This is a genomic window from Pseudoroseicyclus aestuarii (assembly GCF_003217255.1).
In the GTDB taxonomy this organism is placed as follows: domain Bacteria; phylum Pseudomonadota; class Alphaproteobacteria; order Rhodobacterales; family Rhodobacteraceae; genus Pseudoroseicyclus; species Pseudoroseicyclus aestuarii.
The window spans coordinates 45992-58825 of sequence record NZ_QJTE01000002.1 but is presented as its reverse complement, the minus strand read 5'-3'; the positions used below and the strand labels follow the sequence as shown (position 1 = coordinate 58825).

The 12834-nt window shown below is 70.0% G+C and carries 16 protein-coding genes; 4 read left to right on the top strand and 12 right to left on the bottom strand.

Annotated features, from left to right (window positions below):
* Positions 1–61 precede the first annotated feature (61 nt).
* Positions 62–1234 carry an acetyl-CoA C-acetyltransferase gene (locus tag DFP88_RS05025; protein ID WP_110813383.1) on the top strand — a complete coding sequence of 391 codons (1173 nt, stop codon included), beginning with the start codon at positions 62–64 and terminating at the stop codon, positions 1232–1234.
* Between the two features lie 48 nt (positions 1235–1282).
* Here DFP88_RS05025 and DFP88_RS05020 read toward each other — a convergent pair whose 3' ends face one another.
* Positions 1283–2827, bottom strand: coding sequence for a DUF2125 domain-containing protein (locus DFP88_RS05020; protein WP_110813382.1), 1545 nt, complete (start codon positions 2825–2827; stop codon positions 1283–1285).
* Between the two features lie 132 nt (positions 2828–2959).
* Between DFP88_RS05020 and DFP88_RS05015 the strand changes: the two genes are divergently transcribed.
* Entirely contained in the window at positions 2960–3709 is a 750-nt protein-coding gene (locus tag DFP88_RS05015) for an SDR family oxidoreductase (protein WP_110813381.1), read from the top strand.
* Here DFP88_RS05015 and DFP88_RS05010 read toward each other — a convergent pair.
* From DFP88_RS05010 to lepB, 6 genes are all read right to left on the bottom strand, one after another.
* Entirely contained in the window at positions 3706–4077 is a 372-nt protein-coding gene (locus tag DFP88_RS05010) for a hypothetical protein (RefSeq protein WP_245904702.1), read from the bottom strand. The genes DFP88_RS05015 and DFP88_RS05010 overlap by 4 nt on opposite strands.
* 159 nt (positions 4078–4236) lie before the next feature.
* Entirely contained in the window at positions 4237–4959 is a 723-nt protein-coding gene (gene recO / locus DFP88_RS05005) for a DNA repair protein RecO (protein WP_110814137.1), read from the bottom strand.
* Positions 4960–5037: 78 nt separating this feature from the next.
* On the bottom strand, positions 5038–5370 hold the full coding sequence (locus tag DFP88_RS05000) for a DUF1491 family protein (RefSeq protein WP_110813380.1): 333 nt from the start codon (positions 5368–5370) through the stop codon (positions 5038–5040).
* On the bottom strand, positions 5367–6281 hold the full coding sequence (gene era, locus DFP88_RS04995; RefSeq protein ID WP_110813379.1) for a GTPase Era: 915 nt from the start codon (positions 6279–6281) through the stop codon (positions 5367–5369). The genes DFP88_RS05000 and era overlap by 4 nt, the downstream gene beginning before the upstream one ends.
* A gap of 52 nt (positions 6282–6333) precedes the next feature.
* On the bottom strand, positions 6334–7014 hold the full coding sequence (rnc, locus tag DFP88_RS04990; RefSeq protein WP_110813378.1) for a ribonuclease III: 681 nt from the start codon (positions 7012–7014) through the stop codon (positions 6334–6336).
* A gap of 10 nt (positions 7015–7024) precedes the next feature.
* On the bottom strand, positions 7025–7879 hold the full coding sequence (gene lepB, locus DFP88_RS04985) for a signal peptidase I (RefSeq protein WP_110813377.1): 855 nt from the start codon (positions 7877–7879) through the stop codon (positions 7025–7027).
* Positions 7880–8091: 212 nt separating this feature from the next.
* On the opposite strand from lepB, the gene DFP88_RS04980 reads away from it, so the two are divergent.
* The gene (locus DFP88_RS04980; protein ID WP_110813376.1) at positions 8092–8622 is read left to right on the top strand and encodes a hypothetical protein; all 531 of its coding nucleotides are present in this window, start codon (positions 8092–8094) and stop codon (positions 8620–8622) included.
* On the opposite strand, the gene acpS is transcribed toward DFP88_RS04980, so the two are convergent.
* Together acpS and DFP88_RS16815 are read right to left on the bottom strand one after the other, a co-directional pair.
* Entirely contained in the window at positions 8619–9017 is a 399-nt protein-coding gene (gene acpS, locus DFP88_RS04975) for a holo-ACP synthase (RefSeq protein ID WP_110813375.1), read from the bottom strand. The two genes, DFP88_RS04980 and acpS, sit on opposite strands and share 4 nt — an antisense overlap.
* Positions 9014–9202 carry a hypothetical protein gene (locus tag DFP88_RS16815; protein WP_146227422.1) on the bottom strand — a complete coding sequence of 63 codons (189 nt, stop codon included), beginning with the start codon at positions 9200–9202 and terminating at the stop codon, positions 9014–9016. The genes acpS and DFP88_RS16815 overlap by 4 nt, the downstream gene beginning before the upstream one ends.
* Here DFP88_RS16815 and DFP88_RS04970 point away from each other — a divergent pair.
* On the top strand, positions 9201–9374 hold the full coding sequence (locus DFP88_RS04970) for a CsbD family protein (protein ID WP_110813374.1): 174 nt from the start codon (positions 9201–9203) through the stop codon (positions 9372–9374). The two genes, DFP88_RS16815 and DFP88_RS04970, sit on opposite strands and share 2 nt — an antisense overlap.
* A gap of 66 nt (positions 9375–9440) precedes the next feature.
* On the opposite strand, the gene DFP88_RS04965 is transcribed toward DFP88_RS04970, so the two are convergent.
* The 3 genes from DFP88_RS04965 to rpoZ all read right to left on the bottom strand — a co-directional run bounded on the left by DFP88_RS04965 (position 9441) and on the right by rpoZ (position 12747).
* Positions 9441–10088 (bottom strand): DUF2062 domain-containing protein, encoded by a 648-nt coding sequence (locus DFP88_RS04965; RefSeq protein WP_110813373.1) that lies wholly within the window; start codon positions 10086–10088, stop codon positions 9441–9443.
* A 128-nt stretch (positions 10089–10216) separates the two neighbouring features.
* On the bottom strand, positions 10217–12397 hold the full coding sequence (locus tag DFP88_RS04960) for a RelA/SpoT family protein (protein ID WP_110813372.1): 2181 nt from the start codon (positions 12395–12397) through the stop codon (positions 10217–10219).
* On the bottom strand, positions 12394–12747 hold the full coding sequence (gene rpoZ, locus DFP88_RS04955) for a DNA-directed RNA polymerase subunit omega (protein WP_110813371.1): 354 nt from the start codon (positions 12745–12747) through the stop codon (positions 12394–12396). Before rpoZ ends, DFP88_RS04960 begins: the two co-directional genes overlap by 4 nt.
* Positions 12748–12834 lie beyond the last annotated feature (87 nt).

The window sequence follows — 12834 nt, the reverse complement described above, 5'->3', positions numbered from 1 at the left end:
GCCGGCGTTGTGCCGCCCCCGGCGCCGCCCTAGCATCGCGCCCGCAGCAGGGGAGACTACCATGACAGAGATCGTCATCGCCGGGGCCGCGCGCACCGCCGTCGGCAGCTTCGGCGGCGCCTTCGCCGGGGTGCCCGCGCATGAGCTGGGCGCGACCGCCCTGCGCGCCGCGCTGGAGCGGGCCGGGGTGCGCCCCCAAGAGGTGGGCGAGACCGTCATGGGCCAGGTGCTGACCGCCGGCGCCGGGATGAACCCGGCCCGGCAGGCCCATCTCGCCGCCGGCATGCCGCAGGAAAGCGCGGCCTGGGGCGTGAACCAGGTCTGCGGCTCCGGCCTGCGCGCCGTGGCACTGGGGGCCGAGCGGATCATCCTCGGCGATGCCGCGGTGGTCTGCGCCGGCGGGCAGGAGAACATGACCCGCGCCCCCCATGCCGCCAACCTGCGCGCCGGGCAGAAGATGGGCGAGGTCACCTTCATCGACACGATGCTGAAGGACGGCCTCTGGGATGCCTTCGGCGATTACCACATGGGCCAGACCGCCGAAAACGTAGCCGCCCGCCATGGCATCACCCGCGAAGAGCAGGACGCCTTCGCCGCCGCCAGCCAGGCCCGGGCCGAGGCGGCGCGCGAGGCCGGCCGCTTCGCCGAGGAGATCGCCGCCGTCAGCATCCCCGGCCGCGGCGGCGAGACGCTGATCGAGACCGACGAGCATATCCGCCCCGGCACCACCACCGAGACGCTGGCCCGGCTGCGCCCGGCCTTCACGCCCGATGGCACCGTCACTGCCGGCAATGCCAGTGGCATCAACGACGGCGCCGCCGCCGTGGTGATGATGACGGGCAAGGAGGCCGCGCGCCGCCGCATCGCCCCGCTGGGCCGGATCGCCTCCTATGCGACGGCGGGCCTCGATCCGGCCTACATGGGCGAGGGGCCGATCCATGCCAGCCGCAAGGCGCTGGACAAGGCGGGCTGGAGCGCGGGCGACCTCGACCTGATCGAGGCGAACGAGGCCTTTGCCGCGCAGGCCATTGCCGTGACCCGGCAGATGGGCTGGGATCCAGAGAGGGTGAACGTCAATGGCGGCGCCATCGCGCTCGGCCATCCGATCGGCGCCTCCGGCGCGCGGGTGCTGGTCACCCTGCTTCACGAGATGCAGCGCCGGGACGTCCGGCGGGGGCTTGCCACGCTCTGCATCGGCGGCGGCATGGGCGTCGCCCTCTGCATCGAGCGGTGATCGCGCCCGGACCCCGCCGCCTGCGGGGTCCGGGCGCCGCGCCGCGCCTTACTGCAGGCGCTGGCCGTTGGCGAAGACCTTGCCGGTCCCGTCGACCTCGATGGTCGAAGTCAGCCTGTCGTCACCGGCATTGGTGGTGAACATGCCCAGCATCATCCGGGTGCCCATCAGTTGCTCGCGCGCCAGCAGGCCGATCTCCGACAGGTTGTCGATCAGCCCGTTCACGCCGGTCATCACCAGGTCGATGCTGCCCTCGGGGCGCGGGAAACCGGGGAAGGTTGTGGTGTCGCTGTTGTCGAAGCTGAAGCTGCCCTCGCCGGTGACCGAGGCGCCAGCGGCCTCCAGCTCCAGCGTGTCGAGGTTCAGCGCCGTCAGCTCCCCGGGGAAGTCCGCGCCGTTCAGCGCCTCTGCCCGCTCCTCGTCGTAAAGGTCCGCGTCCAGCTTGCCGCTGCCCGACAGGCCAAGGCGGAAGGTCGCCGGATCGCGCGGCAGGCTGGCCTCCGGATCGAACAGGTCCCAGACCTCGTCGTTCAGCGTCAGCTCGCGCAGCAGCATCGTCAGGCCGAAGGGGGCGTCCTCCTCGGTCGCGGCAAGCGGCAGCTCGAGCGAGAAGCCGGTCTCGGCCACCGCGACTTCGACAGGGTAGGGCAGCTGCGAGAGGTTGATCGTCGCGTCGATGCCGGTCGAATCGCTGTCGTAGCTGACGGCCTCGCCGTTCATCGCGAAATCGAGGCCGCCGCTTTCCAGTGTGACGGCGCCCGAGGTCCGCGACTGGGTATCGTCCGCCGAGAAGATGAAGTCCGCCGGGCCGTAGGCGTAGCTGAACGCCACATCGAGGCCTTCGGCGAACAGCGCCCCGGGCTCGTCGGCGATCTTTTCGCCGGTCGGGACCGTGGCCGTGCCTTCGGTCGAGAGGTTCTGCAACTTGCCCGAGTAGCTGATCGTGCTCGAGGGGCTGTACTCCGTCTCGGGCTCCGTCATGTCGACGAGGATATCGACCGAGCCGGCCTCGAGCGAGTAGATGAAATCAATCAGCGTCTCGCCCGACTGGGTGTAGCTGCCGCTGAGCTCGTTCAGCGCAAAGAGCATGTCGCCCTCTACCGGCTCGCCGTCCATGGTCATGGAATCCATGCGCATGGCGTAGCGTCCCGCGCTGAAGTCGTAGACCATCTCCTCGGGCGTGCCGCTGACGGTCACCTGCTGACCGGTCTGGGTCAGCGTGAACTCCATCACGGTCTCCTCGCCCCAGGCATCGGTTTCGCGGGCCGTATAGGTCATCTCGGGCGAGCTGCCGATCTCGACGCTGCCGTCGCCGGTCTCGGTGAAGGTCAGCTCGGCCAGCGCGCCCTCGATGCTGCTGCCCTCGGACATGCCGCTGATCTCGATATCGGTGACGGTCAGGGTATCGCCCGCCATTTCCTCCGATCCGGCGGTGATCTCCGCGCTTGCGGAAAAGGCGGTGATGCCGTCCTTCCAGCTCTCCCAGACCTCCTGCGCCGTGACATCGGCGCGGGCGGCGCCGGCGGTGCAGCCGGCGGCGATCAGGGCGGCGGTGCAGGCCGTCGTGCGGGCGGTGACTCTCGTGGATGCCATGGGTTCTCCCCCTTCTTCGGTATACGGGCCTGTGCCCCGGCGGCAGTCTTCCGTCGCGCGCGCCGCGACCGGGTTGTCGCCGGCAGCCTAGTGCCCGATGCTTCGCGCGAGAAGTAGTCAGGGAAGGGTGCGATGGCAATGAACGGAAAAGTGGTCCTGATCACCGGCGCCAGCCGCGGCATCGGCGAGGCAGCCGCCCGCAGTTTCGCCGCCGCTGGGGCGAAACTGGCGCTGGTCGCGCGCGATGCGGACCGTCTTGGCGCGCTGGTTGGCGAGCTTGGGCAGGAATCGCTGGCGATTCCCTGCGATGTCACCCGCTCCTGGGAGGTCGAGGCCGCCGTCGAGATGACGCGCGCGACCTTCGGGCGGCTCGACGTTCTGATCAACAATGCCGGCGCGATCGAGCCGATCGGCGCGATGGAGGACATCCTGCCCGAGGATTGGGGCAAGACGATCGACATCAACCTCAAGGGCGTCTTCCACGGCATGCGCGCCGCCTTGCCGGCGATGCTGCAGCAGGGCGGCGGAACCGTGCTTACCGTCTCCTCCGGTGCGGCCCATCGCCCGATGGAGGGCTGGTCCGCCTACTGTGCCTCCAAGGCCGGGGCGGCGATGCTGACGCGGTCCCTGGATCTCGAGTACCGGGCGCGGGGCATCCGCGCCATCGGCCTCTCGCCCGGCACCGTGGCCACGCAGATGCAGCGCGACATCAAAGCCTCGGGCGTCAATGCCATCAGCAAGCTCGACTGGTCAGAGCATATCCCGGCCGACTGGCCGGGCCGCGCGCTGGTCTGGCTGGCCGGGCAGGCGGGCGACCGCTTCCTGGGCGAAGAGGTCCGCCTGCGCGAAGAGGCCATCCGCCGCGAGATCGGCCTGATCTAGGCGCCGCGCGCCGGCGCGGGGATCAGCGCCTCGGGCCGGGCCTCGTCGCGGACGTAATCGGCGGCGGGGGCGCCGGTGACCGGGGCGTTCCACTTGAAGTCGTAGACCCGCTCAGCCCCCTCGACCTGCGAGGCGACAACGAGGCATTGGTAGAGGTGCCGCGGCCCGTCGTAGAGGTCGACGAACCCGCGCGGCAGCACCTCGGCCCCCGCGGCGACCGAAAAGCCGCCGTCCCAGAGCCGCAGCACCGGCAACACGCGCGTGCCGTCCTGGATGCTCAGGCGGCTGGACCGGCGCAGGGCCTTCAGCCGGGCCTGCTCCAGCCCCTCGCGCACCGCATCGGGCAGAATATCGGACATATCGGTCATCGGCGCCTTCCTCCTGCGCCCAGATATCGGGCGATTCGCGCATCCGGGCAAGCGGGGCGTCGCGTGTGCCTTCCATTCCTTTAAGCCCGCCCGCCGCCGCAGCGGACACCGGTGCGCGGCGGCCTGACGCGCGCAGTCGGGACGGCCCCGCGCCGGGGCCTAGCCCGCCCGTGCCAGCGCCGCCAGAAGCCGCGCCCGCGCCGCCGGAAGGGGCCGCTCGCCAAGGCTGCGGGACAGCCGGTGCTCCAGGAACCAGCCCGTCACCTCGAGGCCCTGCAGCACCTCCGCCGCGGCGCCGCCACCCGTCCCGCGCAGCACGGGCGGCAGCGGCAGCAGGCGATCCGCGAACTCCCCCGCCCCTGCCGAAGTCACCGCGCGCCCGGTCCGGGGCGAGACATAGGCCAGCCCCTCGCGTGTCCCGGTCACGGCGCAGCGCTCGAGATCGAGGCCGAAGCCCATCTCGCCCAGCAGGCTCTCCTCCCAGCGCAGGTAGGCCAGCGGCCAGAGCGCCTCGCCCAGCATGTCGAGGAGCGCCAGGCTGCGCAGGTAGAGGCGCGGATGCGCGTCGCGCTCGGGCAGCAGGTGCGAGAGCATGGCGGCGGTGGCATTCAGCCCCTCCAGCGCGATGCGGTCGCCCATGACGGCGCCCATCCGGCTTCTCACCGGCTCGACGGAAAAGGTGCCGAGGTGCTCCTCCAGCCGCGCGCGCCAGGTCAGCGCCACCTGCGCGCCGGGCTGCAGCAGCGGCGCCAGCTTGCGCGAGGTGCCGCCATGGACGATGCCGGCATGGCGCCCGCGCGCCTCGGTAAAGACCTCGAGGATCGCGGCGCTTTCGCCATGCGGCCGCGCCGCCAGCACCATCCCTTCGCCGCGCCACTCGATCACAGGCCCGCCCCGCGCCCCTTCATGTTTCCGAAAATACTCTGGGGGGCTCCGGGGGGCGAGCCCCCCGGTCCGCCCTCAGTCGCTCAGACCCGGCTGGTCGAGAAGGGCGCGCCTCTGCCGGTCCTCGACCTCGATCACCCACAGATCGGGATCGAAGCCGCGCTGGCGCCGGATGCTCTCGTCGACCTCGGCCTCCGCGCCCTCGGACAGTACCACCCAGCGCCGCTCCCCGCTCATCAGATCGACCGAGCGTTGATGCGCCACGGCCTGCCCGTCGAGCGTGTTCAGCTTGACCAGCACCGCGCCCGCGGTGTCGTCGCCATGCGCCACGACGAAGGCCGGGATCCCCTCGATCCGCAGCCGCGCGAGATAGGCCGAAACCCAGATCCCGGCGGCAAGGCGGCTCACTTGCTGTCCTTGAAGTCGAGGCCCATCTCGGAATAGCGCTCGGCTTCCTCCAGCCAGTTCGGCCGCACCTTCACCTGCAGGAACAGGTGCACGCGGCGGCCCATGAAGGTCTCGAGCTCGGTGCGCGCGGCCTGGCCGACGCCCTTGACCGTCTCGCCCTTGCGGCCCAGCACGATGCCCTTGTGACCGTCGCGGGCGACGTAGATCACCTGGTCGAGGCGGGCAGAGCCGTCCTCGCGCTCTTCCCAGGCCTCGGTCTCGACCGTCAGCTCGTAGGGCAGCTCCTGGTGCAGGCGCAGGGTCAGCTTCTCGCGGGTTATCTCGGCGGCGATCATCCGCAGCGGTAGATCGGCCAGCTGGTCTTCCGGGTAAAGCCAGGGCCCCTCCGGCATCCGCGCGCCCAGCCAGGCCTTCAGATCCTCGGTGCCGTGCCCGCGCTCGGCCGAGATCAGGAAGGTCGCCTCGAAGGCATGCGCCTCGTTCAGGGCCTGCGTCAGCGCCAGCAGCGCCTCGGCCTTGACCTTGTCGATCTTGTTGATGACCAGCGCGACGGGGCGGCGGCCCACCTTCTCGTCGAGGCTGTCGAGGATCGCCTGCACGCCCTCGGTCAGCCCGCGATGCGCCTCGACCAGCAGCAGCACGATATCGGCATCGGCGGTGCCGCCCCAGGCGGCGGCGACCATCGCCCGGTCAAGGCCGCGGCGCGGCCGGAACAGCCCCGGCGTATCGACAAAGACGAGCTGCGCCTGCCCCTCGAGGGCGACGCCGCGGATGCGGGAGCGGGTGGTCTGCACCTTGTGCGTGACGATGCTGACCTTGGCGCCGACCATGCGGTTGAGCAGGGTCGACTTGCCGGCGTTCGGCTCTCCGATCAGGGCCACGTAGCCGGCGCGCGTCGACTCTTCGCTCATGGTCTCGTTCCTTGAATGGGCCTCGTGCCGCAGGGGCAGGGCCAGTGTGCCGCTATTGCGTCAGCCGCGCCAGCAGCGCGGCGGCGGCGGCCTGCTCGGCCTGCCGCTTCGATCCCGCGCGCGCCTGCTCGGCGGTGCCGGAGGCGAGCCGCGCCTCGATGGTGAAGAGGGGCGCGTGATCGGGGCCCTCGCGGCCTACCTCGGCATAGACCGGCGGCGGCTCCGCCCGGGCCTGCGCCCATTCCTGCAGCGCGGTCTTGGCGTCGCGGGCATCGGCCTGCACCGCGCCGATCCGCTCGCCCCAGAGGCGCAGCACGGCATCGCGCGCGGCATCCATGCCGCCGTCGAGGTAGATGGCGGCGATCACCGCCTCCATCGCATCGGCCAGAAGCGCGTCCTTGCGCCGCCCGCCAGATCGCGTCTCGGACCGGCCCAGCCGCAGCACGGCGCCCAGATCGATGCTGCGCGCCACCTCGGCGCACATCTCGCGGCGCACCAGCGCGTTGAAGCGGGGCGCGATCTGCCCCTCGGTCGCGGCGGGGTCGGCGCGCAGCAGCGCCTCGGCCATGACGAGGCCGAGGACGCGGTCGCCGAGGAACTCCAGCCGCTGGTTGTCCTCGGCAGCCGCGCCGCCGAGAGAGCCATGCGTCACAGCGCGGATCAGCCGCTCGGGCCGCGCGAAGCTGTGGCCGAGGCGTCCGGCAAAGGCTGCGAGGTCCCCCGACAGCGTCATGCGCGCCGGATCAGTCAATGGCGTGGAAGAACCGGTCGCCGCGCCAGGTCCAGAAGGCCAGCATCGACCGCCCGGCCGAGGAGAACATCACCCGGTCGGCCCGGCCGACGAGGTCGGCGACCGGCACGTAGCCGACGCCGCGGGCCGTCGGCGGCACCCGGCTGTCGGTGGAGTTGTCGCGGTTGTCGCCCATCATGAACAGCATCCCCTCGGGCACGGTATAGACGCCGGTATTGTCCGAGGCCTGCGTGCCGATGTTCAGGATATCATGGCTGACGCCGTTCGGCAGCGTCTCGGTCAGGCGGGTCTTCTCGCAGATGGAGCCCATGCCCACGGCGCCGTTGCGGCAGCGCGGCTGCAGGCCCTGCGGGCCCTGAAGCTCCATCACCTCGGAGAAGGTGCCGGCGTCCTCGACCTCGACCGGGGTGTCGTTGATGATCAGCCGCCCGTCGGTGACCTGGATGCGGTCGCCCGGCAGGCCGATCACCCGCTTGATGAAATCCTCGCCGGTCACGGGATGCAGGAAGACCGCCACGTCGCCCCGATCCGGCATGGAGCCGAAGAGCCGCCCGTCCTCTTCGTCGCCGAGCCAGCCGCAGATATCCTCGGCATCGATGTCGAGGCCGATGCGGTCGATCCGGATCGAGGGGCAGGAGGCGTAGGAATAGCCGTAGGCCATCTTGTTCACGAAGAGGAAGTCGCCGATCAGCAGCGTGTCCTTCATGCTGCCCGAGGGAATCCAGAAGGGCTGGAAGAACAGGGTCCGGAAGACGCCCGCGATGAGCAGCGCCCAGAAGATGGTCTTCACCGTCTCCCAGATCCCGCTCAGGATGCCGCCGCTCTCGGCCTCCGGATTGCTTGCCATGCCGTTGTCCCTTCGGGGGCTGAAGTCCGGCGCTTCATGGGCTTGGGAGGGGGACAAGTCAAGAAAGGCGGCCCCGCCTCTCACGCGCCTGTGGCATGCCGCGGCGGATACAGGGCCAGAAGGGGGTTGCCCGGCGCGGCCTGCGGGGCGATCAAGGGCCGGACCCGCGCCCCCGCGCGCCGCGACAGACCAGACGGTAAAGGATCGGATCGATGCGCCTGCTTGGACCCATGGCCCCCCTATGCCTTGTGGTGGTCCATCTCGCCGCGGCGCTGGCGGGGCCGGCGCTGGCCCAGACCGCCGCATCCGCCGAGAAGCCGCCCTACCGCGACGACCGCACCAGCGCGGCCTCTGTCGTGCGATCCTACTACAATGCGATCGATCGGGACGAATTCGCCCGCGCCTGGGCCTATTGGCAGCAGCCCCCCGCGAGCACGAGCTTCACCAGCTTCGCCGATGGCTACGACGGCGCGGCCTCGACCCGCGTGGTGCTGGGCACCGACCGGACCGAGGGAGCGGCGGGCAGCCTTTACCACCGCATCCCGGTGGTGATCGCGGCGACCTCGGATGCCGGGGACACCGGCATCTTCGCCGGCTGCTTTACCCTGCGCCTCGCGGATCCGACGATCCAGGAGCCGCCGTTCCAGCCGCTGGGCATCACCGCCGCGACCCTGATGCCGGTGCCCGACGGGGCGGCGACGACCCTGCGCGACGCGCTGCCCAAGACCTGCGACGACAGCTAGAGCTTCCGCGCCTCGATCACCACGAAGGCCTGCGCCCAGGGGTGATCGTCGGTCAGCGTGACCTGGATCACCGCCTCGTGCCCCTCGGGCGTCATCTCCTGCAGCCGGCGCTCGGCCCAGCCGGTGACATGCATGACGGGCTGCCCGCTGGCGAGGTTGGTGACCCACATGTCCTTCCAGGCGATGCCCATGCGCAGCCCCGTCCCAAGGGCCTTCGAGCAGGCCTCCTTCGCGGCCCAGCGCTTGGCATAGGTGCCGGCGGTATCGGCGCGCCGCTCGGCCTTGCGCTGCTCTTCCTCGGTGAAGACGCGGTTGCGGAAGCGGTCGCCGAAGCGGTCCAGCGTCGCGGCGATGCGGTCGATATTCGCCAGATCGGTGCCGATGCCGAGGATCACGCGGCGGCCCGCGCGCAGGGTCTGGAAAGGGTCTTCGGCATGGGTATCCGCCTGTCGGTTGGCATATCCAGTGTCTGCCGCATCGCCGCCGCGGGCGCAACGCGCACGCCTTGGTGAAGGCCATGGCGGAACTGCGGGGCCTCCGGACAGGTTGTGATGCCATAGATCATCAGGAGATCGATCATGGCGAATGAAGACCAAGTCAAAGGCAAGACCAAAGACATCGGCGGCAAGGTCAAGGAAGAGTTCGGGGATGCCACGAACAACCAGGACCTGAAGACCGAAGGCCAGGCCGATCAGGTCGAAGGCAAGGTCCAGAAGACCGCCGGCGACGTCGAAGAGAAGCTCAAGGACTGAGCGCCTCGCCGCATCGCATTCCGAAAGAAGGCCAGCCCCGCGCTGGCCTTTTTCGTGTCTGGGGGGCTAGTGCGGGGGCGTGGTGCCGCTGCCGGGCAGCTTGCCCAGCCGCTCCAGCCGCATCCGCAGCTTCTTGCGGCGGCTGTTCTGGTAGGCGCGGATCAGCGGCAGGACCACGTGGTAGCTGGCGGTGGCGCAGACGAGGCCCGGAACCAGCCCGCCGATGAGATAGGGCAGGAAGAGGTCGTCGTAGAAGGCGGCAAGGCCGTGCCAGTCCGCCCGCTCCGGCCCGAAAAGCGCCAGCAGGTTGTCGGCCAGATCCTGTCCGGCGGCGGTGAACTTGTCGATCAGCGACTCCGACAGGCCGCGCTGGGGCCGGCGCCCGAGGATCAGGTGCCCTGTCTCGAGGGCGATGACGCCGATCGGCACGTAGGTCAGCGGGTTGCCGAAGAAGGTGCCGATCAGTGCGGCGCCGAGGTTGCCGCGCACGGCGCGGGCAAAGACGGCGGCGACGATGAAGTGCAGCCCGTAGAAGGGGGTCCAGGCGGCCATCACGCCGGCGGCGATGCCGCGGCTGATCTTCTCGGGCGTGTCGGGCAGACGGCGGACGCGGTGCATGACGTAGCCCGCCGCGCGGCGCCAGCCGCCCCGGGGGTAAAGCGCCTCGGCCACCGCGCGCCAGATCGGGCGCCTGTCTCTGCGTTTGAAGACCACCTGTCCTTGCCGTCCCTGCCGCGTCTCGTCCCTCGCCCCGGTGCCTCCGGGGGCCTGTCTGCCGTGTCTAAATCACGACGCGGTGCCGCCGGAAAGGCACGCCTTTGCGATGGACCCCGTGCCGCGGCCTAGTGCCGATGCGGCGGCATCGCCGCCTTTGAGGGGTCGCGGTGCCGGGAGATGGCGGAGACCTGGCTCTCTGCCTCGAGCGCGTTGGAGACGCGGTGCAGATGGCCGATCCCGCGCAGCTCCACGTCGATCAGCAGCCGGTAGAAATCCGGCTTACGGTCGACGAAGTGCAGGTCCGAGATATTGGCCGACTGTTCGGCGATCAGGGTGCAGATGCGGCCCAGAACGCCTGCGTCGTTGGTGATCGTCAGGTCCAGCGTCACGAGGTTGACGGCGGCATGGGTGCCCTCGTGCCAGCGCAGGTCCAACCAGCGCTCGGTCTCGTCCTCGTAATGGGCGAGGCCGGGGCAGTCGATCGAATGGACCACGACGCCCTGCCCGCGGAAGGTGATGCCGACGATCCGCTCTCCGGGCACCGGCTGGCAGCAGGGGGCGCGGGTGAAATTCTGCCCCTCTTCGAGGCCGACGACCGCGCGGTTGGCGTCGACGTCGCTGGCGCCGCGATCCGGCAGATCGGGATAGAGCGCCTGCAGCACGTCGCGGCTGGCCAGATCCGCGCTGCCCAGCCGGGCCAGCAGATCCTCTGCCCCGTCGAGGCCCAGCGTGCGGGCGGCGGTGCGCAGCGCCTTGTCGGTGGCGCGGCGGCCCACGTTCTCGAAGGCGACGCGCGCCAGCTCGCTGCCCAGCTTCACGAAGCGGGCGCGATCCTCTTCGCGCAGGGAACGGCGGATTGCCGTCTTGGCGCGGCCCGTCACCGCCATCTCGACCCATGTCGCCTGCGGGCGCTGGCCGTCGGCAGTGATGATCTCGACCGACTGGCCGTTCCTGAGGCGCGTCCAGAGCGGCACGCGCAGCCCGTCGACCTTGGCGCCGACGCAGGCGCTGCCGACCTTGGTGTGCACCGCAAAGGCAAAGTCGATGGGCGTCGCGCCGCGCGGCAGCTTCACCACGTCGCCCTTGGGCGTGAAGCAGAACACCTGGTCCTGGTACATCTCGAGCTTCACGGCCTCGAGGAAGTCGTCGTCGTTGCCGCCCTCCAGCCGCTCGGTCAGCTGGGCGATCCAGCGCGCGGGATCGACGGCAAAGCGGTTCTGCGCCCGCACGCCGTCGCGGTAGGACCAATGCGCGGCGACGCCGGCCTCGGCGACCTCGTGCATCTCCTGGGTGCGAATCTGCACCTCCACGCGCTTGCCGTCGCGCCCCGAGACGGTGGTGTGGATGGAGCGGTAGCCGTTCGATTTCGGCTGGCTGATGTAGTCCTTGAACCGCCCCGGCACCGATTTCCAGCGCTGGTGGATCACGCCGAGGGCGCGGTAGCAGTCCGCCTCGGACTGCAGGATCACGCGAAAGCCGTAGATGTCCGAGAGCCGCGAGAAGCCCTGCTTCTTCGCCTCCATCTTGCGCCAGATGGAATAGGGCTTCTTGGCGCGGCCATAGACCGTGGCCTCGACACCGGCTTTCTCGAGCTCGCGGCGCATGTCGTGCGTGATCCGCTCGACCACGTCGCCGGTCTCTTTCTGAAGGGTGATGAAGCGGCGGATGATCGAGTTGCGCGCCTCGAAGTTGAGGACGCGGAAGGCCAGATCCTCGAGCTCCTCGCGCATCCACTGCATGCCCATCCGCCCGGCAAGGGGGGCGTAGATGTCCATCGTCTCGCGCGCCTTCTGCACCTGCTTGTCGGGGCGCATGGCGCGGATCGTGCGCATGTTGTGAAGACGGTCGGCCAGCTTGACCAGCGTCACGCGCAGGTCGCGGCTGGTGGCCATGAAGAGCTTGCGAAAGTTCTCGGCCTGCTTGCTCTCGGTATTGGTCAGCTGAAGGTTGGTCAGCTTGGTCACGCCATCGACCAGATCGGCGATCTCGCGGCCGAAGCGGCGCTCGATCTCGGCGTAGCTGGCCTTGGTATCCTCGACCGTGTCGTGCAGCAGCGCGCAGGCGAGGGACGCGTCGTCCATCTGCTGCTCGGCGAGGATCATCGCCACGGCGACGGGATGGGTGAAATAGGGCTCGCCCGAGTGCCGGCGCTGCCCATCGTGCATCAGGGCGCCGAAATCATAGGCCTCACGCAGGAGCTGGGCGTCGCAGCGCGGGTTGTAGCCGCGGACGCGCGCGATCAGCGCATCCGCGGTTGTCGTCTGCCAATCCGCGCCCGAAGCGCCGGATGCCGGCTCCTGTGTCAGCTTTCTTTCTGCACCTGCATGAGCTCACGCAGCAGGCGCTCCTCGCTCATGTCGTCCTGGGCGGGACGATCGGCCTCGGCACCCATCAGAAGCGACATCTGGTCGGCTTCGGGCTCGTCGACCTCGATCTGGTTCTGGTGCGACTCGATCATCCGCTCGCGCAGGTCGTCGGCCTGCTGCGTCTCGTCCGCGATCTCGCGCAGGGCGACGACGGGGTTCTTGTCGTTGTCGCGGGACACGGTCAGCGGGGCGCCGGCAGCCACCTCGCGCGCCCGGTGGGCGGCAAGCATGACCAGTTCGAACCGGTTGGGAACCTTGTCGACGCAGTCTTCCACGGTAACGCGGGCCATCGGATGCTCCTTCGGCATGAATAAGGGGCAGGGCAGCCGACTCCGGCCGCCCCCGCGAAAGGGTCTTTTACGCCCCTCGCGGTGTTT

Coding starts and splice junctions, on each gene's coding strand:
- DFP88_RS05025 (WP_110813383.1), top strand. CDS start 62: ATGACAGAGATCGTCATCGCCGGGGCCGCGCGCACCGCCGTCGGCAGC.
- DFP88_RS05020 (WP_110813382.1), bottom strand. CDS start 2,827: ATGGCATCCACGAGAGTCACCGCCCGCACGACGGCCTGCACCGCCGCC.
- DFP88_RS05015 (WP_110813381.1), top strand. CDS start 2,960: ATGGCAATGAACGGAAAAGTGGTCCTGATCACCGGCGCCAGCCGCGGC.
- DFP88_RS05010 (WP_245904702.1), bottom strand. CDS start 4,077: ATGACCGATATGTCCGATATTCTGCCCGATGCGGTGCGCGAGGGGCTG.
- era (WP_110813379.1), bottom strand. CDS start 6,281: ATGAGCGAAGAGTCGACGCGCGCCGGCTACGTGGCCCTGATCGGAGAG.
- rnc (WP_110813378.1), bottom strand. CDS start 7,014: ATGACGCTGTCGGGGGACCTCGCAGCCTTTGCCGGACGCCTCGGCCAC.
- lepB (WP_110813377.1), bottom strand. CDS start 7,879: ATGGCAAGCAATCCGGAGGCCGAGAGCGGCGGCATCCTGAGCGGGATC.
- DFP88_RS04980 (WP_110813376.1), top strand. CDS start 8,092: ATGCGCCTGCTTGGACCCATGGCCCCCCTATGCCTTGTGGTGGTCCAT.
- DFP88_RS04970 (WP_110813374.1), top strand. CDS start 9,201: ATGGCGAATGAAGACCAAGTCAAAGGCAAGACCAAAGACATCGGCGGC.
- DFP88_RS16815 (WP_146227422.1), bottom strand. CDS start 9,202: ATGATCGATCTCCTGATGATCTATGGCATCACAACCTGTCCGGAGGCC.
- rpoZ (WP_110813371.1), bottom strand. CDS start 12,747: ATGGCCCGCGTTACCGTGGAAGACTGCGTCGACAAGGTTCCCAACCGG.